Below are 22,210 nucleotides of genomic sequence, written 5' to 3'. Positions count from 1 at the left end.
GTCGTGACGGAGAGGGGTTGCCGAGGTTGGCCGCCCCGGCGGGCAGGCGGGAACGTGAAGCGGCGGTGTGCCCGGCCGGGCACACCGCCGCTCCGTGTCTCCCCGTCCGCCGTCGTGGTCCCTTCTCGCGGCGGTCCGTCGCCGCGGTCTACCGCAGGCTCGGTTCCCTCCCTTCGGCGTCGTCGCCGGCATCCGGCGCGGCGTTGCGCGGATGCGTGGGGTCGAGGAACCACCGGCGGGCCGAGACGAGCCACCAGATGCCGCAGAAGGCGGTGACCACGCCCACCGCCACGGGCGCGTAGTTGAAGGTGCGCGCGGTGACCGGCGAGGTCTGCGGCAGCATGAACAGCACGGTGATCACCAGCACCCAGGCGACGGCGACCGTGCCCACGGGACGGGACCAGCGGCCGAGGTGCCAGGGGCCCCGCTCGAACCGGTCCCCCTGGCGGAGCCGGAGGAAGGTGGGGATGACGTAGGCGATGTACAGGCCGATGGTCGCGATCGACGTGACGGCCGCGTACGCGGTGGTGTTCCACAGGTACGGCAGGCCGAGGACGAAGGCCCCTCCTGTGGCGAGCCAGACGGCGTTGGCCGGCGTACGGGTGGCCGGGGTCAGCTGGTGCCACACCCTGGAGAACGGCAGGGCGCCGTCGCGCGAGAAGGCGTAGATCATGCGGGAGTTGGCGGTGACCGAGGCCATGCCGCAGAAGAGCTGCGCGACGATGACGACCAGCAGCAGCCACTTGCCGGCCGCCACACCCAGGGCGTCCATCAGGATCTGGGCCGGCGGGACGCCCGTTTCGGAGGCGAGGGCGCCGGTGTAGGACTGGATGGCGAAGGTGAAGCCGAACAGCAGGACGAAGCCCGCCGCGAGGGAGACGAGGATCGAGCGGACGATGCCCCGCGGGCCCGCGGTGGAGGCGCCGACGGTCTCCTCGGTCATGTGGGCGGAGGCGTCGTAGCCGGTGAAGGTGTACTGCGCCATCAGCAGCCCGATCAGCACCACGTAGAGGCTGGAGGAGAAGCCGGTGTTGTTGACGAACTCACCGAAGACGAAGCCGGCCGACCGGTGCTGGTCGGGCACCAGCACCAGGGCGCCGCAGATGACGACCACGCCGAGGATGTGCCACCAGATGGAGACCTCGTTGAGGAAGGCGACGATGCGGACCCCGAAGGTGTTGAGCACTCCGTGCAGCACCAGGATGAGCCCGAACAGCGTGATGGTGTGGCCGGGGGTGGCCGCGAAGCCGAACTGGAGGTCCAGCCAGGCGTTGAGGAAGGTCGCCGCGCCGAAGTCGACGCCCGCGGTCACCGCGATCTGGCCCAGGGTGTTGAACCAGCCGGTGAACCAGGCCCAGGCGGCGGCCGTCCTCGCGGGCGCCATGCGGTGCGCCCAGAAGTACAGCCCGGCGCTGGTCGGATAGGCGGAGCAGACCTCCGCCATCGACAGACCCACGAACAGGGTCATGAGGCCGACGAACAGCCAGCCCCACATGATCACGAGGGGGCCGCCGGTGTTCATCCCGAAGCCGTACAGGGTCATGCATCCGGACAGGATCGAGATGATGGTGAAACTGACCCCGAAGTTCGCCCGGCCGGACATCGAACGGGAGAGGGTCTGCCGGTAGCCGAGTTGCTCCAGTCGTTGTTCCTCGGACACGCGGGACTCGTCCAAAGGCATGGGAGTACCGTCCTTCGCACATCGGAGATGGTGCCGGATGCCCGGTGGTGCCGACGTCGCGCGGGGTGCGGTCGCGCCGGAGGCCGCCGCGCATCCGACGAAGCACGGGATGCATGCCCACACCGGGCGGGCCCCGAAGCACGTGCGGGCCGGCGGGCCGACGGGCGGTGTCCGGCCACGGACGGAGGGCACGGCCGGCGACCGCCGCTCCAGCCGGGGGAGGCCCGATATTCTCGTCGGATGAGCAGAGGATCGGGCAGTCTGGCGGAGCGGTTGAGGTGGGCGCGCGAACGCGCCTTCGTGGGGCGCCTGGAGGAACTCGCCGCGTTCCGTGACGCCCTGTCGGGGGCGCCGGACGCTCCCGCCGTGCTGTACGTGCACGGCCCCGGCGGGGTGGGCAAGTCGACCCTGCTGCGCCGGTTCGCGGACGAGAGCCGCGACGCCGGACGGCCCGTGGTCGAGGTGAACGGACGGCTGATCGACCCCTCCCCCGCCGGGTTCCGGGCCGAGGCCGAGGCCGTGGGCGCCGCACCGGACACCGTGCTCCTCATCGACGCGTTCGAGCACTGCCAGGGGCTGGAGGGCTGGCTGCGCGACCACTTCCTGCCCGGACTGCCCGGCCGGACCCTCACGGTGCTCGCCGGGCGGGAGGCGCCCAGCTCCGCCTGGAGGGCCGACCTCGCCTGGAGCGAGGCCCTGGCCGTCGTCCCGCTGGCCGATCTCGCGCCGGCCGACGCCGCGCGGCTGCTCGAACTGCGGGACGTGGCCCCGCTCGTGCGGGAGCAGGTATTGGCCTTCGCCGGCGGGCACCCGCTCGCGCTCAGCCTCGCCGCCGGTGTCGCGGCGCACGGCGAGGACAAGGACTGGGAGCCCACACCGGACGTGCTGACCGCGCTGCTCTCCCAGATGGTGGGAGAGGTGCCGACGCCCGACCACCGGCTGGCCCTGGAGATGGCGGCGCACGCCATGACGACGACCGAGGGACTGCTGCGGGCCGTGCTCGGCCCCGACCGGGGCGCCGAACTGTTCACCTGGCTGCGCCGCCTGCCGGTCGCCGACTGGGGGCGGCAGGGCGTGTTCCTGCACGACCTCGTCAGCGACGCCGTCGACGCCGACCTGCGCTGGCGGGACCCGCAGGGGTACGAGGAGATGCACCGCCGCGTCGGCCACCACCTGCTCGAACAGGCACGGACCGCCTCCCCCGCGGAGGCGATGGTGGCGATCCGTGAGATCAGCTACCTCAAGCGGTACGGGCCGATGGGCGAGTACTTCCAGATGCGCCGGGAGGGCGACTACCACGAGGACGTCCTGCGCCCCGGCGACTACGACGCCGTGCGACGGCTGATCACCGAGGCCGAGGGGCCCGAGTCCGCCGCCGTCGTCGACTTCTGGCTGGAGCGGCAGCCCGAGGCGTTCTGGATGTACCGCGAGTCCGCGACCGGCGAGCCGGTCGCGTTCATGACCTGGCTGCGGCTGTCCGAGCCCCGGCCCGACGAACTCGCCGCGGACCCGGTCATGGCGCAGGCGTGGGAACACACCCTGCGTACCAGCCCGCTCCGGCCCGGCGAGCACCTGCTGCTGGCGCGCTTCCTCATCCACCCGCCGGCGTACTACGAGATATCGCCGGTCCTGCACCTGATGCAGCTGCGCATCTGCGCGGACTACATCCGCTCCGGGTCCCTGGCCTGGTCGTTCATCATCAGTCCGTTCCCGCAGAACTGGGAGGCGCTGATGGAGCACCTGGGGCACGAACGGGCCACCGCCCTGCCGTGGCCCAACGGGCACACCTACACCTTGTTCGCCTGCGACTGGCGGGTCACCCCGCTGTCGATCTGGTTCGACCGCACGCAGCCGGGCGCGCTGACCGAGACCCCCGCCCGCCCCGCCGCCGACGCCCCGGCCGCGCCGCTGACCCGCGCCGCGTTCGACACCGCGGTCCGCGACGCCCTGCGTGACTGGCACCGGCCGGACGTCCTCGCCGCCGGCCCGCTGCGCACCACCCGGATGGTCACCGGCCAGCCGGGGTTCGCCGCCGAGCACTCCGGGGAGATGCTGCGGGAGCTGCTCAGCGACGCCGTGGACGCCCTGCGCGCCGATCCGCGTGACGCCAAGCTGCACCGCGTGCTGGCCACCACCTTCTTCCACCGGGTGCCCAGCCACATGGTCGCCGCCGAGCGGCTGAGCCTTCCCTACAGCACCTACCGCAGACACCTGCAGCGCGGCTGCGAACGGGTCTGCGACATCCTCTGGCAGCGGGAGACGGCCGGCCTGCCCATCCCGTCGCCGCACCCCTGACGGGAAGTGAGCACCGAACGGTCGACGGGTGAGCACCGAACGGACTGGTGACTGAGCGGTGTTCGCGGCGAACGTGGCCTTCACGACGAACTGACGTTCTCTCGAGGAGGCTTCGGATGCCGGAACGACCGGAACAGGACGTGATCGTGATCGGCGGTGGACCCGTCGGCCTGGCCACGGCGATGTCCCTGGCCGGGCAGGGACTGCGCGTCACCGTGCTGGAACGGGACGGCGAGGCAGTCGTCGCCGGGCCGGACGTCGCGGAGCACGCGTGGGGGCAGTGGCACCGGCCCGGCGTGTCCCAGTTCCGCCAGCCGCACATCCTGCTGCCCGTCGGGGCGGCGCTGCTGCGCGCGAGGCTGCCCCAGGTCGTGGACGCGCTGGAGGCGGCGGGGCCGCTGCGCATCAACTTCGTCGCGGCGGGACGGGAGTTGCCGGGTATGGGCGGTCCCCGGCCCGGCGACGAACGCTACGACACCCTCACCGCGCGCCGCCCCGTGCTGGACGCGGCGTTCGCCACGGCCGCCGCGGCGACGCCGGGGCTGACCGTGCGCCGCGGCACCGAGGTGACCGGACTGCTCACCGGGGCCGAACAGCTCGAGGGACGCCCCCGGGTGACCGGCGTGGTGACCCAGGACGGCGAGGAACTGCGGGCCGCCCTCGTGGTCGACGCCGGAGGCCGCAACTCCCCCGTGTCGGCGCTGCTCGCCCGGCTCGGCGGCCCGCCGCCCGCCAGCGAGCGGGCCGAGGCCGGCTTCGTCTACTACGCGCGGACCTACCGCGCCGTCGGCGGCGCGCCCGCCCAGGCGCCCTGGCCGCTCAACCACCACGAGGGCGTGTCCACCATCGTGATCCCCGCCGACCACGACACCTGGTCGGCGGTCCTGGTGGTCTCCAGCCGCGACCACGCCCTCAAGGCCCTGCACGACCCCTCCGCCTGGGAGCGGGCGGTGAAGCTGCTCCCCGAGCTGGACGGCCGGACCGACGGCGAGCCGATCACCGCCCCGCAGGCCATGGCCGGTCTGCACAGCCGCATCCAGCGGACCGTGGTGGAGGGACGGCCGGTCGTGACCGGTCTGCTCCACGTCGGTGACGCCTGGGCGTCCACCGACCCGCAGTTCGGACTGGGCCTGTCGATGGGGATGACCCACGCGACCGCGCTCGCCGACACGGTCGCCGCCACGGGACTGACGGACACCGTCGACCTGGCGCTGCGTTTCGACGAGGTGACCGAGCGGACGCTCGCCCCCGTCTACGGGCGCCTGCGCGAGTGGGACCACCACCGGCTCGCCGAGATCGACGCCGCGATCGCCGGCCGCCCCTACGAGACGGACGACCCGGGCTGGCACCTCACCAACGCCCTGGACGGCGTGAAGCTCGCCGACCCGGACGTGCTGCGGGCGTTCACCGAGGTGGCATGCATGCTCGACTCCCCGGAGGGTGCCTTCGGCGCCCCGGGCCTGGTCGAGCGGGCCCTCACCCTGAACGGCGGACCGGACTGGACGTGGCCGGGCCCCTCCCGCGCCGAGGTGCTGGCCGCGGTGCAGGCCGGCTGACACCGCGCGCCCCTCGGAGGGCCCTCGCGGGAGGGCCCCCACGGATCACCCCCGGCCACACGGTGCCGGGGGAGAGGACGACGCGTCCGGCCGCTCGCACGCGGCCGGACCCGTCGACGCACATCGCGATCGAACAACCGAGCAGCAGAACAGCCGAGCAGTAGAACACGAGGCGTACGCGGGGAGACCCCGCACGCCGACCGAAAGGACACCATGAACAGCCGTTCGCACGCCGCACTCACTCTTTCCGTCGTACTCGGTGCGGCCCTGCTGACGAGCGCCTGCGGCAGCGGCTCCGAGGGGAGTGCCGACACGCCCGCTTCGAGCCCCGCCGCCGAGGCCGCCCAGGAGAGCCCGGCCGACGGAGGCGACGCGACCGCCTCGGGTGACGCCGCGTCCGGTGACGCCCCGGAGCAGGACACGGACTCCTCCGACGACGCGGCGGCCGACAAGCCCGGTTACGGACAGGGGTGCGGCACCAACGACCTCGACTGGTCGGCCAAGGAGGAGACGCAGGCCGGCGGCTACGTCCTGGTCTCCGTCAAGGCGAAGTCCGGCATCACCTGCGTCCTGCCCGGCGGTCTGCCCGTGATGGCCTTCGGCTCCGGCGGCACCCAGGCCGGTCCCGCCGAGCAGTCCGCGGGCGACGAGATCACCCTCACCGGTGGCACGAAGGTCTACGCGGGGGTCGCGCCGAAGACCACCAACAGCGATGCCGGGACCGAGTACGGCACCGTCATCGTCTCCGTGAGCGAGGACGACCCCCACCCGGTCTCGCTGAAGATCGGCGCTGTCCTCGTCGACGAGCCGGTCGTGACCAACTGGCACACCGACCCGGCGGACGCCGTCCCGCTCACGCAGTGACGCCCCGGACAGCCGCTGCCCGCGCCCCCCTCGAAGGCGCGGGCGGCGGCTGCCGGTCAGCCGACCAGACCGGGCGCCCGCAGCATCTGCGCCGGGACGCCCCAGGCGTCGACGAGGTCGACCGCGAGGGGCCGCACCTTGCGGCAAAGGGAGTTCACCTCGCGGCTGATGGCCTTGGAACGCTGGACGGTCAGACGGCCGTGTTCCATGAACCAGGCCCGGTCCGCCTCGATCGTGGACAGGGCGAACAGGTCGCACAGCAGACCCAGCGCGACCTTGTTGCCGCCCTCGGGCTGCGCCTTCACCTTGTCGGTGAACGCCTCCAGCACCAGCCGCTCGACGTGGGCGTGGGCGAGCGCGATGACGTGGTCCTGCACCTGCGAGAAGACGACACCGGGGTTGCGCTTCCGGTCGATCCCGCGCTTGAGGCGGCGGGCGAGCCCGGCGAGCATGTGCTCCTCGCGGTAGCGGAGCATGGCCAGCTGGTACTCAGAGTCGAGCAGTCCGGCTTCCTGGTCCCAGTCGTCCCCGCCGGGCAGCAGGTCGCGCACCCGCTCGAGCAGCTTGTGGACCGAGGCCTTCTCGATGACCGTCTCGACGGCGAGACCGGTGACGTAGCGGACCATGCCGAGCTGGTCCAGGTCCTCGAACTCGCTCGCGTAGTGGGTGAGCAGGCCCTTGGCCACCAGTTGCAGCAGGACGTGGTTGTCGCCCTCGAAGGTGGTGAAGATGTCGCTGTCGGCCTTGAGCGCGGCGAACCGGTTGACGGTGAGGTAGCCGGCGCCGCCGCACGCCTCTCGGCACTCCTGGACGACCCGGGTGGCGTGCCAGGTGCCGAGCGCCTTGGTGCCGGCGGCCCGTGCCTCCAGCCGCCGCCGTGCCGGGGCGTCGTCCTCGGGGGCGGAGAAGACCTCGTGCAGCTGCGTGCGCACCACGTCCTGGGCGAAGTGCAGCGCGTAGGTGCGCGCGATCAGCGGGAGCAGGCGCCGCTGGTGCAGGCCGTAGTCGAGGAGGAGCTGCTCCTCCGTGTCCGAGGCCGCCTCGAACTGGCGGCGCCGGTCGGCGTACCTGGTGGCGATGGTGAGGGCCACCTTGGCGACGTTGACCCCGGCGCCACCGACGCAGACCCGGCCCTGCACCAGGGTGCCGAGCATGGTGAAGAAGCGCCGGTGGGGGTTGTCGATCGAGCTCTCGTACACGCCGTCGGGGGTGACGTCGGCGAACCGGTTGAGCAGCGCCTCGCGCGGCACCCGCACGCCGTCGAAGTGGATGCGGCCGTTGTCCACTCCGTTGAGGCCCATCTTGCGGCCGTCGTCCTCGATCCGGACGCCGGGCACGACCTCGCCGCCGGCCCGGACCGGCACCACGAACGCGTGCACGCCCTCGGACTTGCCCGCCACCTCCAGCTGGGCGAAGACCACCGCCAGTTCGGCGTGGCGTGCCGCGTTGCCGATGTAGTCCTTGCGCGCCCGGTCGTCGGGGGTGGTGATGACGAACTCCCGGGCGGCCGGGTCGTAGCGGGCGACGGTGCCGAGGGCCTGGACGTTGGAGCCGTGTCCGGTCTCGGTCATCGCGAAGCAGCCCATCAGCTTGCCGGTGACCAGGTCCGGCAGGTACGCGGCGTGGTGGCGTTCGGTGCCCAGGTGCAGGATCGCGCCGCCGAAGAGCCCGAACTGCACGCCGACCTTCACCAGCACCGACAGGTCGCCGAAGGCGAGCGTCTCGAACGCGGCGATCGAGGCTCCGATGTCGCCGCCCCCGCCGTACTCGCGCGGGAAGCCCATGCCGGTCTGTCCCGTCGCGGCCATCTCGACCACGAGCTCGCGCACCCGCTCGCGGAACGCGTCGACGCCGAGCTCCTCGGCCTCCTCGAGCACGGAGGCGTACGTCACCAGGTTGGTGCGGACGAGGTCGCGGATCCGGGCGTACCCGCCGTCCAGGACCCCGGTCAGCGCCGGGACGTCGATCTCGGGCCGGACGTAACCGCCCGCGGCGGCGGACGGGCTTGCGACGGACGGGCTTGCGGCGGACGGGCTTGCGGCGGACGTGTTTTCGGCGGCCATGCCACTCCGCTACCCCGCCGGCCGGTGGTCAAGCGGCTGACCGGGGCCCTTGGGGCCGTACGAGGGACACGGCGGCGGCCCCGAGCGCCGCGCGCGGGACGCCCACCCCGCGTTCAGGACGCCGCCCGTGGCACGGCGCGGTGCGGGTCACGGACCGGTGTGCAGGTACGCCGCCCACAGCGCGGGCGCGTCGGGACGGGCGCCGCGCAGTCCGCGCACCGCGTGGCGGAGTGCGCGGGCGGCCGGGAGCGTGCCGTCGGCCGCCCGCGGGGCCGAGTCCAGCGCCCGGTAGAAGTCCCCGGCCACCTGCGGGGCCCGGTAGTCGCTGATGGGCCACTGGGTGGCGATCACGTGCCGGAAGCCGGCGATGTGGAGCCCTCCGGCCAGGTGCGCGAACTCGTCCGCGAGATGGGCGACCCCGCCGGCCGTCTCGCAGGCGGAGAGGAAGGCGAGCTCGGCGGCGGTCAGCCTGAGGGCGGTCAGGTCGCGCAGGCCGATCACGTCGTCCGCGCAGTGCAGCGCGGCGCCGGCGGGCGAGTGCTGCGATCCGTGGCCCGCGAAGTGCAGCCAGGAATGGGACCGCACCAGGTCCAGGACGGTGGAGCGGTCGGCGCGGCGGCCGAGAACGGCGGTCACCGCGGGGAACCGTTCACGCAGGCGGTCGATCTCCGCGGTCGCGTGGCGCAGCTGCGGCATGCCGGGAGCGCCGGGGACGGCGACGCCCAGCACTGCCGGGGTGCCGGGCGCCGGGCGGTCCCCCGCCTCGAGGAGGGCGCGGAGGGTGGGCGCGTAGGAGCAGACCGCACGGTCGAGGAGGCTGGCGCCCGGCGTCCCGGTGGGCGCGTCCCCGTGGGGAGGCCGGCCGCCGGGGGCCGGGTACTCACCGGCCGCGTGCAGGGGCAGGAGGGCCAGGGGGCCGGTGGGGCACCACCACAGGCGCGGCTCCTCTCCCTCCGCCGGCCGGTCGGGCAGGCCGAGCCCGGCCAGGACCGGTTCCGCGACGTCCCTCCACAGCCAGGCGAGCAGGGACCGGAGGGCGTCGTTCGTCCCGTGCGGGGCGTCCGCGCCGGAGCCCCTGAACAGGCCGACCAGTTCACGCGCCCGGGCGGTGACGACCGGGCGGGAGATCCGCTCCAGGGGGACGAGGAGCGGCGCCTCGGACGTGTCGGAGACCAGCAGGGCGTCACAGCGGTGGCGGGAGATGTTGACGACGACGACCGGTCCGCCGCGCGCCGCCTCCCGCAGGCGGGCGTAGGGAAGCGGCCGCAGGAAGTTGGGTACCAGTGCCCTCGCGCGGTCCAGGAGACGGTCCCATTCGGCTGCCGCCTCCCGGCGGCGCTGGGACTCCACCGCCGCCAGGGCCGCCCGGCCGGCGGGGACGCCGGGCGCGTCGGGGCTCGCTCCGGCCGCGCCGGCGCCGTCGAGCCGGTGCCGGACCTCGTCCATCGCCCGGACCAGATCGGCGTCGAGGGCCCGGAGTTCATCCAGGTCCGCGCGGGCGTCGAAGGCCTGTCCCAGGAGGACGCCCCGTCCCTGCTCCAGCAGTTCCACGGCGCGTGGGAGGTCCCCGCGCCGGACGGCGACGGCCGCCGCGTCCGACGCGAGGCCGTTGGCCATGGCCAGGAAGCGCTCGCGGTCGCCGCGTTCCAGACCGTGCCAGGCCGCCTGGGGCAGCAGTTCGACGGCGTACCCGTAGGCCTGGTCGGCTTCCTCCCACCGCTCGTCCGCAGCGGCCGACGCGCCCCATGCCACGGCGGCCTTCAGCCGTACGGGCAGGCGGCCGGTGGGGAGCCGGGCGGCTTCCCGGAAGGCGTCGACGGCCTCGCCGGTGCGCCCCGCACGCGTGAGGGCGTCGCCGAGGAGCGCCAGACACCCGGCCCGGATCTCGTGGTCGACGGGGCACTGGTCGACCGCCGGACGGCAGGTCCGGAGAGCCTCCTCGAGGTCCTGCTCCCGGCCCAGGAGTTCATGGCGCCGCAGCAGCATCTCGCCGAGGCTGGACAGGAATTTCGCCTGGTCCGGGTGGTTCCCGGCCGCGACGGCGACGGCCTCACGGACCGCCGTGATCGCCGCCTCGAGGTCGTCGCGGTCGTCGGACACGTCGAAGCGGTCCTGGGTGACGATCGCGAGGTTGCAGAGGTTCATCGGTCGCCGGTGCGATGCTCGCGGCGTCACCTCGACCGCGCGGCGGGCCGTCAGGACGGCCTCGTCGAGATCGGCCCGCCGTCCGTGGCGCTGGTGCGAGACGGCCAGTGCGAGGCTCAGGTTCGCCAGGAACCGGTCCTGGGCCGGGTGGTCGGTGGCCACGGCCCCCACGGCCTCCGCGCAGGCGTCGACCGCCGCTGCCAGGTCCGCGACGTCCCCGGTCCGCTGGTAGCGGGTCAGGAGCGAATGGCCGAGCCCGCTCAGACACATCGCCCGGTGCGCGACCGTGAGTTCGGGGGCCTGGGTCGCGGCGCGTTTGGCGTCGACGGCCGCGTCCAGGTCGTCGAGTGCGCCACCGTGCTCGTAGCGCGCGTGGAGGGCGGCGCCCAGGGTGTTCAGGGCCAGAGCCCGCTCGAGCCGGTCCGGCCGGGCGCACCGTACCGCCTCGCGTGCGGTGTCGACCGCGGCGGTGAAAACGGCGCGGTCCCCGGTGTACTGGGCGCGGACCCGCAGCACACCGCCCACCGCGTTGAGGACCGTGGGCCGATGGGTCGCGTCCACGGGCGTGTCCCGTGCTGCCGCCGCGGCCGCCTCCGTCGCGGCCTCGAGGTCCGAGGGGTCGCCGCGGTCCTCGAAGCGGGAGCGCAGGATCTCGGCGCATGTCGCCCGCAGCAGGTCGGTCTCACCGCCGCCGGGGCGAAGGCCGAGGCCGCGTCGTGCGGCCTCGGCCGCCTCGTCGAGGTCCGACGCCCGCGCGGTGTGCTCGCCGTAGAGCGTGAGAAGGGCGACGGCCCGGAGGCAGAGGAGCCTGGGCAGGTCGGTGGAGGATTCCGGCAGGGCGAGGACCGCGCGACGCGTGATGTCCGCGGCGCGGCGGAGGTCGCGGGTGTCGTTGGTCCGCCCGTGGCGCTCCAGGAGGGCGGCCGCGAGCTGTGTGCGCATGTACGGGTGACGGTCGTGGCCCGGATGGTCCGTCAGGAAGCGTTCACAAACAGCGATCCCCCGGTCGAGGTCGCTTTGGCCGTCCGCGATCCCGTCCCGCCGGAGCAGTCCGTCGGCCAGGCAGAGGAGATGCAGAGGGTGTCCTTCGTCCGCCGGTCCACCCTCTTCGACCGCGTGGCCCGCCGCGAGGATCAACTCCTCGACGTCGGCATCAGCGTCGGGATCTCCCTGCCGCGCCGTCAGGACCTTGTGGTACAGCCCCAGCGCCAGGGATCCCCAGGCCGGGACACGTACCGGATCGCCCGGCCGGGACAGCGCGATCGCGCTGCGGGCCGCCTCGACCGACTCCTCGAGGGCCGCGGCGTCTCTCGTCTCCGTGTAGACCGCCCGCAGGAGTTCGGAGAGGTGCATGCGGTGGGGGGCGGCGGCCGGATGGCCGGGCGGTGCGTCCTCCACCGCGTCGCGCGTGGCGTCGAGGGCCTCCGCCAGGTGCACGGGCGAGCCGGTTCGCTGACATCTCATCATCAGCATCTGCGAGAGGTTGCCGCGGCGTGACGGCCGGCGCTCGTCCCCGGCGGCGGTGGCCGCGAGACTGCGGCGTCCCGCCGCGATCGCCGCCTCCAGGTCGGGCATCCGGTGACCGTTGCGGTATCGCTCCCAGCGGGCCAGCGCGAGATTGGACAGGATCTCGTCCAGGAAGAGGCCGTCGAGCGTCTCGCTCTCCCGCACGGCGGCCGCGCTCACCTCGACGGCCTGGTCGAGCACCCGGGGATCCCCGGTGACCTGGAACCAGCCGCGCAGGGACCGGCCCAGCTCGGTGAGGCAGCTCGGCCGTTCCCACGAGCCGGGCGGCAACTCCTCCACGGCGGTGGCCCACAGTGTCACGGCGGTCCGAACGGCACGGGGGTCGTGCGACCGCTGCCATGTCTCGAAGTGCGCCAGCGCCTCACGCATGTACCGCAACACCGTCCGACGGTCCTGCGGACCCGCCATCGACACCTCCTGACCCCGACCGGTGCGAAAGTCCCACTCAGACGCAACTCACCTATACTCACACGTAGTTCACGGCACTTGGACCCTGCGGGAGGCCCCGTTTGAGCGACTGGCGGAACGCACTGGAGGAAGCGCGTCTCCTGCTCGAGGCAGCCGGGGCGACGCCCGTGGCGAACCGCGCGGTCTGGGCCCGGCTGGACGCCGCGCTCACCGGCCTGGAGGGCGCCGTCCGCCGGAGGGACCCGGATCGTCTGCGGCTCGCCCTGTACACGCTGGAGGACTCCCTCCCGGCCGTCAGGATGCGGATGCTCGGTGGCCCGGACGACCTGACGCCCCCGCCGCCACCGCTGGCGGAACGCCTCGACCGGCTGATCACCCGTATCCGGGTGGCCGAGGCGGACGTGGCCCGCCCCGGCCGGGCGGATCCGGGCGACCACGCCGGCCCGGTCGGCCGCGTCGATCCCGCCCCCGCCGATGGCTCGTGACCGCTCCGCGGGACACGCCCTGATCGTCCACACGTTCGCCCACCTGGCAGGTGCCGCCGAGGACGAGGAGAACGGCGTCGCGTCCGTGGGGCTGATGTGGTCACGCCTGCGCGACCGGCTCGGCCTGCACGACCCGGTCCCGCACCACGGCCCGGCCGGGCTCCCCGCCCTGGCGCCGCTCGCCGGGCCGGGCCAGGACACCGGGTACCGGCTGCTCGCCGCCTGCCAGCGCACCGGATCCCGTCCGGCGCAGGCGTTCGCCTACGTCCGCCACGACGTCGTCGCCGTCACCGTCGTCCAGTTCCCGGCCCCCCGCCTCTCCTGGGGCGAGATGCTCTCCCACTGGGAGGCCGCGACGACGCCCCTCCCGCACACCACCGCCCTGGGCACTGTGCACGTCTTCCGGGCCCTCCAGGGCCGACGGACCGTGGGGAACGCCGGCGGTCCCGGCCGGCTCCTCGCCTCAGTACCCCCGTCGGCGGCGCCGCCCGACGGAGCGTGGCGTGGCACTCCCGACGGCTTCCGAATCCTGTGGTCCGCCCCTCCCCGGTCGGTCTCGGACCCGTGGGCGGTCGTCGCGGTGGGGCCCTCGGCCCGGGAGGACGCCTTCGACGCCTGGGCCTGGCACGTCCGGCGCGCCGGCGGCCCGGCTCCGCTGACGCGCTGTCTGGAGGGGGCGGCCCGCCTGCGCCACCAGGCGTCGGTGCACCGCGCGCACCGGCCGGCCTTCCGCGCCCTGTGCGCGCGCCTGTCCGACGCGTCCGAACGGCTGGCGCGGCTGTCGGGCGAGGTGCTGGCCGGCGGCTCGTCCGTGCACGACGTGCTCGCGGCCGATGCCGCCATCGCCGCGCTGTACGTCGGCGACCAGGGGATCAACCAGTCGCTGCGCGATCTGCGCGACATGCGCCACTCGGCGCGGATCACGACGGACACGATGACCGGGGTGCTGCCGCCCGGACCCGACGACGGCCCGGGCGGCCCGGGTGGCCGGGGCGGCCCCGACCAGTTGGGCGACGGCCTCATCGCCCTCCTCGACGACGACATCGGCCACGGGGAATCGGTGAAGAGGGAGGCGGACGAGATCGCCCGCACCTCGGCGGTCGTCGTGCAGCAGCGCATGCAGCTCCACCAGCAGCGGACGACGGTCACCCAGGGAGCCGTGCTCGGTTCCCTGCTCATGGCGCTCGCCGCGATCCAGGCGCTCTCCTACCGGCTGCCGCTGCCGGGCGCGCTGCACGCGCCGTCGATCACCTGGCTGTCGGTGCTGGCGCTCTCGCTGCCGGTGCAGTCGCTGCGCCGGCGGCGGGCGGACGGCGGGTCCCGCCGGCCGACCTGGTTCGACCGGCTCTCCGTGTTCGCCATGGGTGCGGCCACGGGCTGGCTGGGCGCGTCGGTGGGCGCGGTGGCCTGGACCGACGGCCCGGCCCACCCGCTGGTGAGCGCCGCGTGTGCCCTGGCCTCGGGACTCGCCGCCCTGCTCACGGACCGGGTGCGGACGTCGCGCGGCAGGTGAGGCGGCGGGTGAACACGGAACGCGGGCGGCGTCCCGCCCCGTTCACGCCGCGCCCCGCCCACGCCGCGCGCCGCCGCGCCGGGCAGCCCCGTGCGCTTGGCCCGGTGCGTGTGGCCCGGTGCTTGTGGCCCGGTGGCCGTTCAGGGCTGCCCGCGGTGGTCAGGTGGCGGCGAGCAGGTCGCGCATCCCGGCCCGAACGGCGGTGTAGGCCTGCTCCAGCACCTCGGGCGAGGTGGTGAGGTGGGCCAGGTCGTCCGGGGTGTGGAACTGGCGGAAGTTGCCGGCCAGGGAGAGCAGCGGGACCGAGGGGCCGAGGAGCTGGTTCCACACCGCGCCCTCGCCCGGGAACTTGGCCGCCTGGCCGAACCGCGCCGTGGCGAGGTCCGCGGCGAGGCCGGGAACCGTCTCGAAGGCGGGGTTGCTGGCCGCGACGCGGGGCCCGAGTTCGAAGCGCCCGTCGGCGCCGGGGGCGGCCGCTGCGAGGGCGGAGCCCAGGTGGACGACCGCGCGCGGCCGCAGGTCGAACTCTTCGGCCAGGTAGGCGCGCACGCCGTAGTTGCCGAGTTCGTGACCGGTGTTCCCGAGGAAGAACACCGGGTGCTCGCGGGCGAGTTCGGCCGCAAGGGCCAGCGACAGCGCGAGGCCGGTCCCGCGCTCCGCCGCGCAGGTGAACCATCCGCTCAGCGGGGTCGTCACGACGATCGGGTCGGCGACGGGCGTCCGGGTGCCGAGCCAGCCGGTCAGGCAGTACGCGCGTGCCGTGACGGTCCGGGCCCGGAAGTCGACGTCGGCTCCATGGCGCTGGATGCGGTCCGCGAACCGTCCGGGGACGAGGAGCGTGGGGATGCCGGTCTTCGGGGCGTCGGGGTCGCTGTTGTAGGCGACCAGTCCGTCGTAGGCGGGGTAGAGGGCGGTGGTGCTGGTGGTCGGCAGGACCGCCACCGACGCACCGGCCTGGGCGGCCTCGGCCAGGGCCGCGAGCACAGCGGGGTCGTTCCCGTCCTTGGCGGTGGTCACCGGCCGGACGAAGTCCGCGCGGCCCTTCACCCGTCCCACGCCCTCGTAGTACAGCGGGAGGGTCGGCACGTCGGCGTTCCCGACCCGGACCCGCGCCTTCCAGTCGTAGTGCGGGTATTCGTAGTACCAGCGGCCGGTGACCGCGCCCAGGTTTCGCAGCTCACGCTCGAGCCAGCGGAGCGCTGCCGCCTCGTCGCTCGTCCCGGTGCGGTGGTTCCACCTGCCGAAGGCCTCGACCAGGGAGTAGAGGGAGGCACCCGAGCCGAGCGGATCGCCGGCCGCGCCGCCCGGCCGGCCGGCGGAGCCGGCGTGGGCCGGGGCGGCCCCGAGGGCCGTGAGGCCCGCGGCGGCGACACCCGCGGCCAGGACGGCACGGCGTGACGGGCCGCCGGGAAGGTGCGATCGGTTCGAAGTCATCCACTTGCTCCAGGAGTACGTGAGGTGCCTCCCCGCTCCTCCGGAACGCCCGGGTGGGCGCGCCCGCGGGGATCACCGGTTGTGCCCGGCGGCCCCGCCGGGCCGGAGGAAGGGGGGTGTGCGGATACGCCCGCGGGGCGGATCACCGCGGCAGCCGGCCGAACCGCGCGGTCGACGTGATCGGCATTCGATCATCTGACCGGGCGGGATTCCACAGATCGACGCCGGCTGAAACATGAACGACACGAACGACGGGCCGGCCGGATGCGGCCCGGAGGTGGCGGGGTGCCGGCCCGGCGGCCCGTCAGGCGAGCTGCCCGTGCGGACGCCCTCGTTCCCGCGGCTCGCCCTCCCCCGGCCGCCGCGCCCGCCCGGGGCCGGCCGTGGTGTGGGTCAGCAGGACGACCCCTCTCGCCGCGGCGACGGCCCCCGCGAGGGCCAGCGGCACGCCGAGCAGGCCGTCCTGGAGGTGTTCCCCGAGCAGGACGAGACCGATCACGGACGCGGCCACCGGGTTGACCAGCGTGGTGACCGCCAGCGGTGCGCCGAGGCCGGAGCGGTAGGCCGTCTGCGCGATGAGCAGGCCGCCGGCCGCGAACGCCGCGACCAGGACGGCCACCATCACGGTCTGCGGGCCGAGTCCCGGGCCCCCGGGCCCGGTGGCGGCCACGGTGAGGGTCTGGGTGAGCGCCGAGGCGACACCGGACGACACCCCGGCCGCCGTGGCGTGGCGGAGTCCGGGCCTGGTGCCGGGCCGGGCCAGGACGCCCATCAGCGCGGCGGCACAGCCGGCGACCCCGATCGCGGCGACGGGCGACAGGCCGCGGACCGGCGCGGGCCCGGAGGCGGACACCAGCAGGGCGGCGAGACCCGCCAGGGTCAGGGCGGTGCCCCGCCATTCGGCGCCGCTGACCCGCCGTCCGGCAGCCTTGGCGCCCAGGGGCACCGCGACGACCAGGGTCAGCGCGCCCAGCGGCTGGACGACGGAAAGCGGGCCGTGGTCGAGCGCGACGACGTGCAGCAGCGCGCCGCCGGCGTTCAGGCCGGTGGAGGCCCACCACGGGCCCGAGCGGAGCAGCGGTGCGAGGCCGGGCCGCGGGGCGCGGGAGGCGAGGCGTTCCTGGGCCACGGCGGCCAGCGCGTAGGCGACGGCCGACAGGAGGGAGACGGCGACCGCGGTCAGGGTGTCGGTCACGGGGCCGCCGCCTCGAAGGTGCGACCGCCCGCGGCGGGTGCTGCGACGGGCCCGCGACCGGTCCGGGACCGCCCGCCGGCCGCGGCCGTCTCCCGGGACCGCGCGGGTCCCGCCGCCCGGGCGCCGCCGCGGCCGGGCACGGGGACCACGGTGAGGGCGGCGCCCAGCATGACGGCGGCGGCCACGGCGTCCAGCCAGTAGTGGTTCGCCGTCCCGACGATGACCGTCAGGGTGATCAGCGGGTGCACCAGCCACAGCGCGCGCCACCGCGACCGGGTGGCCGCGATCAGACCGATCGCGACCATCAGCGCCCAGCCGAAGTGCAGCGAGGGCATCGCGGCGAACTGGTTGGAGAGGTGGTCGGTGTTCGGGGGGCCGTACACCGACGGCCCGTAGAGCCTGCCGGTGTCCACCAGTGCGGTGGACGCCAGCATCCGCGGGGGAGCCAGGGGGAACGTGAACGGCAGGACGAGCGCCGCCGCCGTGACGAGCGCCAGGACGCGGCGCGCCCAGACGTAGTGGAGCGGGCGGCGGAGGTACAGCCACACCAGGAACAGCACGGTGGCGGGGAAGTGCACGGTCGCGTAGTAGACATTCGCCAGGTGCACCATCGTGTCGTCACGCAACAGCAGGGACTGCACGGCGCCTTCGCCGGGCAGGTGGAGCACGCGCTCGAGGTCCCACATCCGGTCCGCGTTGCGGAAGGCCGCGTCGGTACGGCCGAGGGCGAGCCGGCGTCCGATCTTGTAGACGACGAAGAGTCCCGCGACGAGCAGGAGTTCCCGGACCACCGGCGGCCGGGGCACGGCTCCCGGCCCGGACCCGGTGGGCTTCGTCAGGGCTCGCAACCCCGTCCTCTTCTCTTTCAGTCGGGCCCTCGCGCCGCGCCGACCCACCGGTACGCTCACGTATCGATACGACTCCGTATCGATAAGCGGTTGTATCCTACATTCATCCGTCGTCACGCCGGCACGACAGGGGTGGACAGGACGCCACGGCCTTCGACGCCGTGCTCGAGGAGCTCCGCGCCCCGCCCACGAGGCCGTCACCATGGAGGGCGTGGCCGCCGGGCCCGGGCGGCGCGCCCGGTGCGCGGACGTCGACGGCGCGCCGACGCGGAGCACCTGACGCGGCACGCCGAGGCCGCGACGCTGCCCGCGCCCGGCCCGGCCCGACGCGGTCCCCGCCTTCCCCGGCGGGAGCGGCCCGGCCGCTCCTCCACTCCCCCGGCCCCGCGTCTACTCCCCCAGCCCCGCTTCGTGGACGACGATCGCGATCTGCACGCGGTTGTTGAGTTCCAGCTTCGCGAGGATGCGCGAGACGTGGGTCTTCACCGTCGGCAGCGCCATGTGCAGTTCGCCCGCGATCTCCCCGTTGCTGCGGCCCCGGCCGACCGCGACGGCCACCTCGCGCTCGCGTTCCGCCAGCAGGGCGAGCCGCTGCCGGGCGTGGGCGGCCCGGGCGTCGCGTTCGTTCCGGCCGTCCGTGGCCCGGGCGATGAGCTGCCGGGTCACGGACGGCGAGAGCACCGGCTCACCGGCGACCACCCTGCGCACCGCCGCCACGATGTCCTGCGGCGGGGTGTCCTTCAGCAGGTAGCCGGCGGCGCCCGCGCGCAGGGCGCGCAGGACGAGTGCGTCGGCGTGGAAGGTGGTCAGCATCAGCACCTCCGGGGGCCGCTGGGCCCCGCGCAGGATCTCGGTGGCGGTGAGACCGTCCATGCCCGCCATCCGGATGTCCATCAGGACGATGTCGGGCAGATGCCGTGCCGCGAGGGTCTGCGCCTGCGCCCCGTCGGCGGCCTCGGCGACGACGTCGATGTCGGGGGCGCCGCCCAGCATCAGCCGCAGCGCGGACCGCACCAACGGGTCGTCGTCGACGAGCAGGACCCGGATCGTGTTCCCGACACCGCTCACGCCGTGGATCCCTCCGTCCCGCCCGGGACGCCGGCCGCCTTCCACGGCAGGCGGGCGCACACCGTGAAACGGCCGTCCCGCGCGCCGTGCTCCAGCCGGCCGCCGGCCAGCGTCACCCGTTCGGTCAGACCTGCCAGTCCCTGGCCGGCCCCGGGGATGGCGTCGCCGTCGGCGACGCGGTCCACGGCCGCCGCGCCGCCGGGCGACGGCCCCTTGTCCAGCGGATTGACCACCTCGACCGTCAGTCCCGCCCCCGGTCCGCCCGTCACCGTCACGGTCACCTCCGCCCCGGGGGCGTGCTTGCGCGCGTTGGTCAGCCCCTCCTGCACGACACGGTAGGCGGTGCGGCCGGTGGTCGCGTGCGGGGGGCCGGGGTCGGCGCCCGGTCCGGTGCCGGTGACCGCCACGCGGTGGGTGACGCGCATCCCGGCGGCCCGGGACTCGTCGAGCAGCCGCTCCAGGTCGGCGAGGCCGGGCTGCGGCCTGTCGCCCTCGTCCCCCCGCGCGCCCGGGGCGCGGAGGACGCCGATCACCTCCCGCAGGTCCTCCAGCGCCTGGTGCGCGGCGGCGCGGATCACCCCCGCGGCCCGGCGGACGTCGTCCGGCGAGGCCCCCGGGTTGTACTCGACCGCCCCGGCCTGCACGCTCAGCAGCGACAACCGGTGGGCCAGGACGTCGTGCATCTCCCTCGCGATCTCCTCCCGCACCTGCCGCCGGGCCTCGTCCGCGGCCCGGACCGCGCGCTCCTCGAGGGTCGCGACGAGGGCCCGCCGGGAGCGTACGTACAGCCCCCAGCCGATCGCGCAGGCGACCAGCGTGAAGTAGGTGAGCGCCGACCCGACGGCTTCCTCGCCCCGGTCCAGGTCCACCGCCAGGAACAGCCCGAACTGGGCGAGGGTGAAACCGCCCAGCCAGGCGGTGACCCGGCGCGGGCGGTGCGCGGCGACGGTGAACAGGGCCACCAGGGTCGCTCCGGTCAGGAAGTGGAACTGGGTGCCGGCGAGCATGAGCAGCACGGCCAGCCACACCGGCCACCGCCGCCGCAGGAACACCGCGGCGCAGCCGAGCGCCCCGGCGGCCTGCTCCGCCACCGGCACGCCGGCGGACACGTCGCCCCGGTACGAGGCGTCCGCCGTGACGACGGAGAAGACCACGGCGAAGAGGAAGAAGGCGATGTCGACGTAGAGGGCGGAGCGGGTGCGCATGGCCTCGAATGTACGGGCGACCCGGCCGTGCCCGGCGCGGTGCGCCCGGGAGCGATACTTTCGGACGACAAGGCCGCCCCCGTCCGATACCGACGCCCGACGCCGTCCGCCGACCGCGCCGTCACGATGGGCCCATGAAGGGTTTCCTCGGTTTTCTCAGCTTCGTCCTCGTCGTCGGCGGCCTCCAGGGGCTCGTCCAGCGCTTCTTCGACACGTGGATCCCCGTGATGGGCTTCATGCGGTACGTCTACGTCGACGGCTACGAGATCTACATCGGCGTCGCACTCCTCGTCCTCGGGACGGCCGTGGGGGTGGCCGCGGGCCGGAAGGACGGCACGCACGAGGGGTGAGGCCCTCGCGCCGCCGGGCACCGCCGGGGACGTGCGCAACCGCCTGCTGCGCCGCGGCCGTTGACTCCCCACAAGCCCCACACTTAACTTATCCGCATCAATTCGACAAAGGGACCGAAACTTTCGAAGACCTCGAGCCGTCACGCCCCTCGGACCGGCCGTATCGGTTCCGCCCCCGCGGAAAGGACACGCACGTGAAGACCGGACGGAAGTCACGCTTACGCCCCTTCCTGCTGACACTGCTGGGAGGGGTGGTTCCCCTGCTCACCGGCTTCCTCCTCTCGGCGCCGAGCGCACAGGCCGCCTCGCTGACCGAGGTGACCGATTTCGGGAACAATCCCGGCAACCTGCGCATGTACGAGTACGTTCCCGCCAGTGCCGGATCACGTCCGCCGGTCGTGGTCGCGGTCCACTACTGCACCGGCACCGGGCCCGGCTTCCACTCGGGCACCGAGTTCGCCTCGCTGGCCGACCGGTACGGGTTCATCGTCGTCTACCCGGACGCCAACGTCAGCGGCCAGTGTTTCGACGTCTCCTCCCCGCAGGCGCTCCGGCACGACGGTGGCAGTGACCCGACGAGCATCGCCTCCATGGTGCGCTCCGTGGTGCAGCGGCACGGCGCCGACGCGAGCCGCGTCTACGTCACCGGGGCCTCCTCGGGGGCGATGATGACCAACGTGCTCCTCGGCGACTACCCGGACGTCTTCAAGGCCGGGGCGTCGTTCATGGGCGTGCCGTTCGGGTGTTTCGCCACCACCGACGGATCGGGATGGAACAGCGCCTGCGCCAACGGCCAGATCAGCAGGACGCCCCAGCAGTGGGGTGACCTGGTGCGCGCCGCCTATCCCGGCTACGGCGGACCGCGGCCGCGCGTGCAGCTCTGGCACGGCGCGACGGACACGACGCTGCACCACAACAACCTCGGCGAAGCGGTCAAGCAGTGGACCAACGTGCTGGGCGTGAGCCAGACCCCGGTGCTGACCGACAGCCCGCAGTCCGGCTGGACCCGCACCCGCTACGGCGCCAACGGCACCCAGGCGCCCGTCGAGGCCATCAGCCTCTCGGGCGTCGGCCACAGCCTGCCCACCTCCGGCATGGCCGCCAGGGCCATCGCGTTCTTCGGCCTGGACCAGACCACACCGCCGCCCACCACGCCGCCGCCGACCACCCCTCCGCCGACCACTCCGCCGCCGAGCGGTGCCTGCCGGGTGACGAACACCGTCAGCGCGTGGAACACCGGTCTCACCGACAACATCACGATCACCAACACCGGTTCGTCGACGCTCACCGGATGGACGCTGACGTTCACCCTGCGCTCCGGGCAGACCATCACCTCCGGCTGGAACGCGACCTTCTCCTCCGCCGGCGGCGCCGTCACGGCCAGGAACGTCGGCCACAACGGGACGCTCGCCCCGGGCGCCGGCACCTCCATCGGCTTCCAGGCCACCCACGCGGGTGACGCCGGGACGCCGACGGACTTCAAGCTCAACGGATCCACCTGCCAGACCGGCTGACCGGCTGACCCACCCGGCCCCCTCGCCGCCCCGGCCCCCTCGCCGGGCGTCCCGGCGAG

The 22,210-nt window shown here is 74.2% G+C and carries 15 protein-coding genes; 7 read left to right on the top strand and 8 right to left on the bottom strand.

All coding sequences use genetic code 11. From position 1 onward, the window contains the following. Window positions 1-148 precede the first annotated feature (148 nt). Window positions 149-1,681 carry an amino acid permease gene (locus GBN72_RS16115; RefSeq protein WP_151772475.1) on the bottom strand — a complete coding sequence of 511 codons (1,533 nt, stop codon included), beginning with the start codon at window positions 1,679-1,681 and terminating at the stop codon, window positions 149-151. Between the two features lie 240 nt (window positions 1,682-1,921). Here GBN72_RS16115 and GBN72_RS35325 point away from each other — a divergent pair, with 240 nt between their 5' ends. The 3 genes from GBN72_RS35325 (at window position 1,922) to GBN72_RS16100 (ending at window position 6,396) form a co-directional block, all read left to right on the top strand. Then, window positions 1,922-3,976: an ATP-binding protein gene (locus GBN72_RS35325; RefSeq protein WP_164540665.1), complete on the top strand. Its 2,055-nt coding sequence runs from the start codon at window positions 1,922-1,924 to the stop codon at window positions 3,974-3,976. A gap of 116 nt (window positions 3,977-4,092) precedes the next feature. Then, window positions 4,093-5,532: an FAD-dependent oxidoreductase gene (locus GBN72_RS16105; protein ID WP_151772473.1), complete on the top strand. Its 1,440-nt coding sequence runs from the start codon at window positions 4,093-4,095 to the stop codon at window positions 5,530-5,532. A 213-nt stretch (window positions 5,533-5,745) separates the two neighbouring features. Beyond that, entirely contained in the window at window positions 5,746-6,396 is a 651-nt protein-coding gene (locus GBN72_RS16100; RefSeq protein ID WP_151772472.1) for a DUF4232 domain-containing protein, read from the top strand. A gap of 56 nt (window positions 6,397-6,452) precedes the next feature. Here GBN72_RS16100 and GBN72_RS16095 read toward each other — a convergent pair whose 3' ends face one another. Together GBN72_RS16095 and GBN72_RS16090 are read right to left on the bottom strand one after the other, a co-directional pair. Beyond that, window positions 6,453-8,459 (bottom strand): acyl-CoA dehydrogenase family protein, encoded by a 2,007-nt coding sequence (locus GBN72_RS16095; RefSeq protein ID WP_151772471.1) that lies wholly within the window; start codon window positions 8,457-8,459, stop codon window positions 6,453-6,455. Between the two features lie 147 nt (window positions 8,460-8,606). Then, window positions 8,607-12,539 carry a CHAT domain-containing protein gene (locus GBN72_RS16090; RefSeq protein ID WP_151772470.1) on the bottom strand — a complete coding sequence of 1,311 codons (3,933 nt, stop codon included), beginning with the start codon at window positions 12,537-12,539 and terminating at the stop codon, window positions 8,607-8,609. A 101-nt stretch (window positions 12,540-12,640) separates the two neighbouring features. Here GBN72_RS16090 and GBN72_RS16085 point away from each other — a divergent pair, with 101 nt between their 5' ends. Both GBN72_RS16085 and GBN72_RS16080 read left to right on the top strand, forming a co-directional pair. Continuing rightward, on the top strand, window positions 12,641-13,024 hold the full coding sequence (locus tag GBN72_RS16085; protein ID WP_151772469.1) for a CATRA system-associated protein: 384 nt from the start codon (window positions 12,641-12,643) through the stop codon (window positions 13,022-13,024). Continuing rightward, window positions 13,014-14,537: a CATRA conflict system CASPASE/TPR repeat-associated protein gene (locus GBN72_RS16080; RefSeq protein ID WP_151772468.1), complete on the top strand. Its 1,524-nt coding sequence runs from the start codon at window positions 13,014-13,016 to the stop codon at window positions 14,535-14,537. Before GBN72_RS16085 ends, GBN72_RS16080 begins: the two co-directional genes overlap by 11 nt. Window positions 14,538-14,696: 159 nt before the next feature. Here GBN72_RS16080 and GBN72_RS16075 read toward each other — a convergent pair whose 3' ends face one another. From GBN72_RS16075 to GBN72_RS16055, 5 genes are all read right to left on the bottom strand, one after another. Then, entirely contained in the window at window positions 14,697-15,971 is a 1,275-nt protein-coding gene (locus GBN72_RS16075) for a hypothetical protein (protein ID WP_151772467.1), read from the bottom strand. A gap of 304 nt (window positions 15,972-16,275) precedes the next feature. Next, window positions 16,276-17,166 (bottom strand): DMT family protein, encoded by an 891-nt coding sequence (locus GBN72_RS16070; protein ID WP_246212533.1) that lies wholly within the window; start codon window positions 17,164-17,166, stop codon window positions 16,276-16,278. After that, window positions 17,163-18,014 (bottom strand): phosphatase PAP2 family protein, encoded by an 852-nt coding sequence (locus GBN72_RS16065; RefSeq protein ID WP_151772466.1) that lies wholly within the window; start codon window positions 18,012-18,014, stop codon window positions 17,163-17,165. Before GBN72_RS16065 ends, GBN72_RS16070 begins: the two co-directional genes overlap by 4 nt. Before the next feature lie 390 nt (window positions 18,015-18,404). Next, window positions 18,405-19,007, bottom strand: a complete 603-nt coding sequence (locus GBN72_RS16060; RefSeq protein WP_246212581.1) for a response regulator — start codon at window positions 19,005-19,007, stop codon at window positions 18,405-18,407. A 71-nt stretch (window positions 19,008-19,078) separates the two neighbouring features. Next, complete coding sequence (locus tag GBN72_RS16055; protein WP_151772465.1) at window positions 19,079-20,287, bottom strand: sensor histidine kinase; 1,209 nt, start codon at window positions 20,285-20,287, stop codon at window positions 19,079-19,081. 134 nt (window positions 20,288-20,421) lie between these two features. On the opposite strand from GBN72_RS16055, the gene GBN72_RS16050 reads away from it, so the two are divergent. Then, window positions 20,422-20,637, top strand: a complete 216-nt coding sequence (locus GBN72_RS16050) for a hypothetical protein (protein WP_151772464.1) — start codon at window positions 20,422-20,424, stop codon at window positions 20,635-20,637. Window positions 20,638-20,831: 194 nt separating this feature from the next. After that, window positions 20,832-22,151 (top strand): extracellular catalytic domain type 1 short-chain-length polyhydroxyalkanoate depolymerase, encoded by a 1,320-nt coding sequence (locus GBN72_RS16045; protein WP_218042055.1) that lies wholly within the window; start codon window positions 20,832-20,834, stop codon window positions 22,149-22,151. The last annotated feature ends 59 nt before the right edge of the window (window positions 22,152-22,210 follow it).

The sequence above is a fragment of the Streptomyces abyssomicinicus genome (assembly GCF_008974245.1).
Classification (GTDB): domain Bacteria; phylum Actinomycetota; class Actinomycetes; order Streptomycetales; family Streptomycetaceae; genus Streptomyces; species Streptomyces abyssomicinicus.
The sequence above is the reverse complement of the archived record's forward strand: the minus strand, read 5'-3'. Positions and strand labels throughout refer to the sequence as shown.

Bases quoted from the DNA above. Each gene is read 5' to 3' on its own strand.
- GBN72_RS16115 (WP_151772475.1), bottom strand. From the start codon at position 1,681: ATGCCTTTGGACGAGTCCCGCGTGTCCGAGGAACAACGACTGGAGCAA.
- GBN72_RS35325 (WP_164540665.1), top strand. From the start codon at position 1,922: ATGAGCAGAGGATCGGGCAGTCTGGCGGAGCGGTTGAGGTGGGCGCGC.
- GBN72_RS16105 (WP_151772473.1), top strand. From the start codon at position 4,093: ATGCCGGAACGACCGGAACAGGACGTGATCGTGATCGGCGGTGGACCC.
- GBN72_RS16100 (WP_151772472.1), top strand. From the start codon at position 5,746: ATGAACAGCCGTTCGCACGCCGCACTCACTCTTTCCGTCGTACTCGGT.
- GBN72_RS16095 (WP_151772471.1), bottom strand. From the start codon at position 8,459: ATGGCCGCCGAAAACACGTCCGCCGCAAGCCCGTCCGCCGCAAGCCCG.
- GBN72_RS16090 (WP_151772470.1), bottom strand. From the start codon at position 12,539: ATGGCGGGTCCGCAGGACCGTCGGACGGTGTTGCGGTACATGCGTGAG.
- GBN72_RS16080 (WP_151772468.1), top strand. From the start codon at position 13,014: ATGGCTCGTGACCGCTCCGCGGGACACGCCCTGATCGTCCACACGTTC.
- GBN72_RS16075 (WP_151772467.1), bottom strand. From the start codon at position 15,971: ATGACTTCGAACCGATCGCACCTTCCCGGCGGCCCGTCACGCCGTGCC.
- GBN72_RS16060 (WP_246212581.1), bottom strand. From the start codon at position 19,007: ATGCTGGGCGGCGCCCCCGACATCGACGTCGTCGCCGAGGCCGCCGAC.
- GBN72_RS16055 (WP_151772465.1), bottom strand. From the start codon at position 20,287: ATGCGCACCCGCTCCGCCCTCTACGTCGACATCGCCTTCTTCCTCTTC.
- GBN72_RS16050 (WP_151772464.1), top strand. From the start codon at position 20,422: ATGAAGGGTTTCCTCGGTTTTCTCAGCTTCGTCCTCGTCGTCGGCGGC.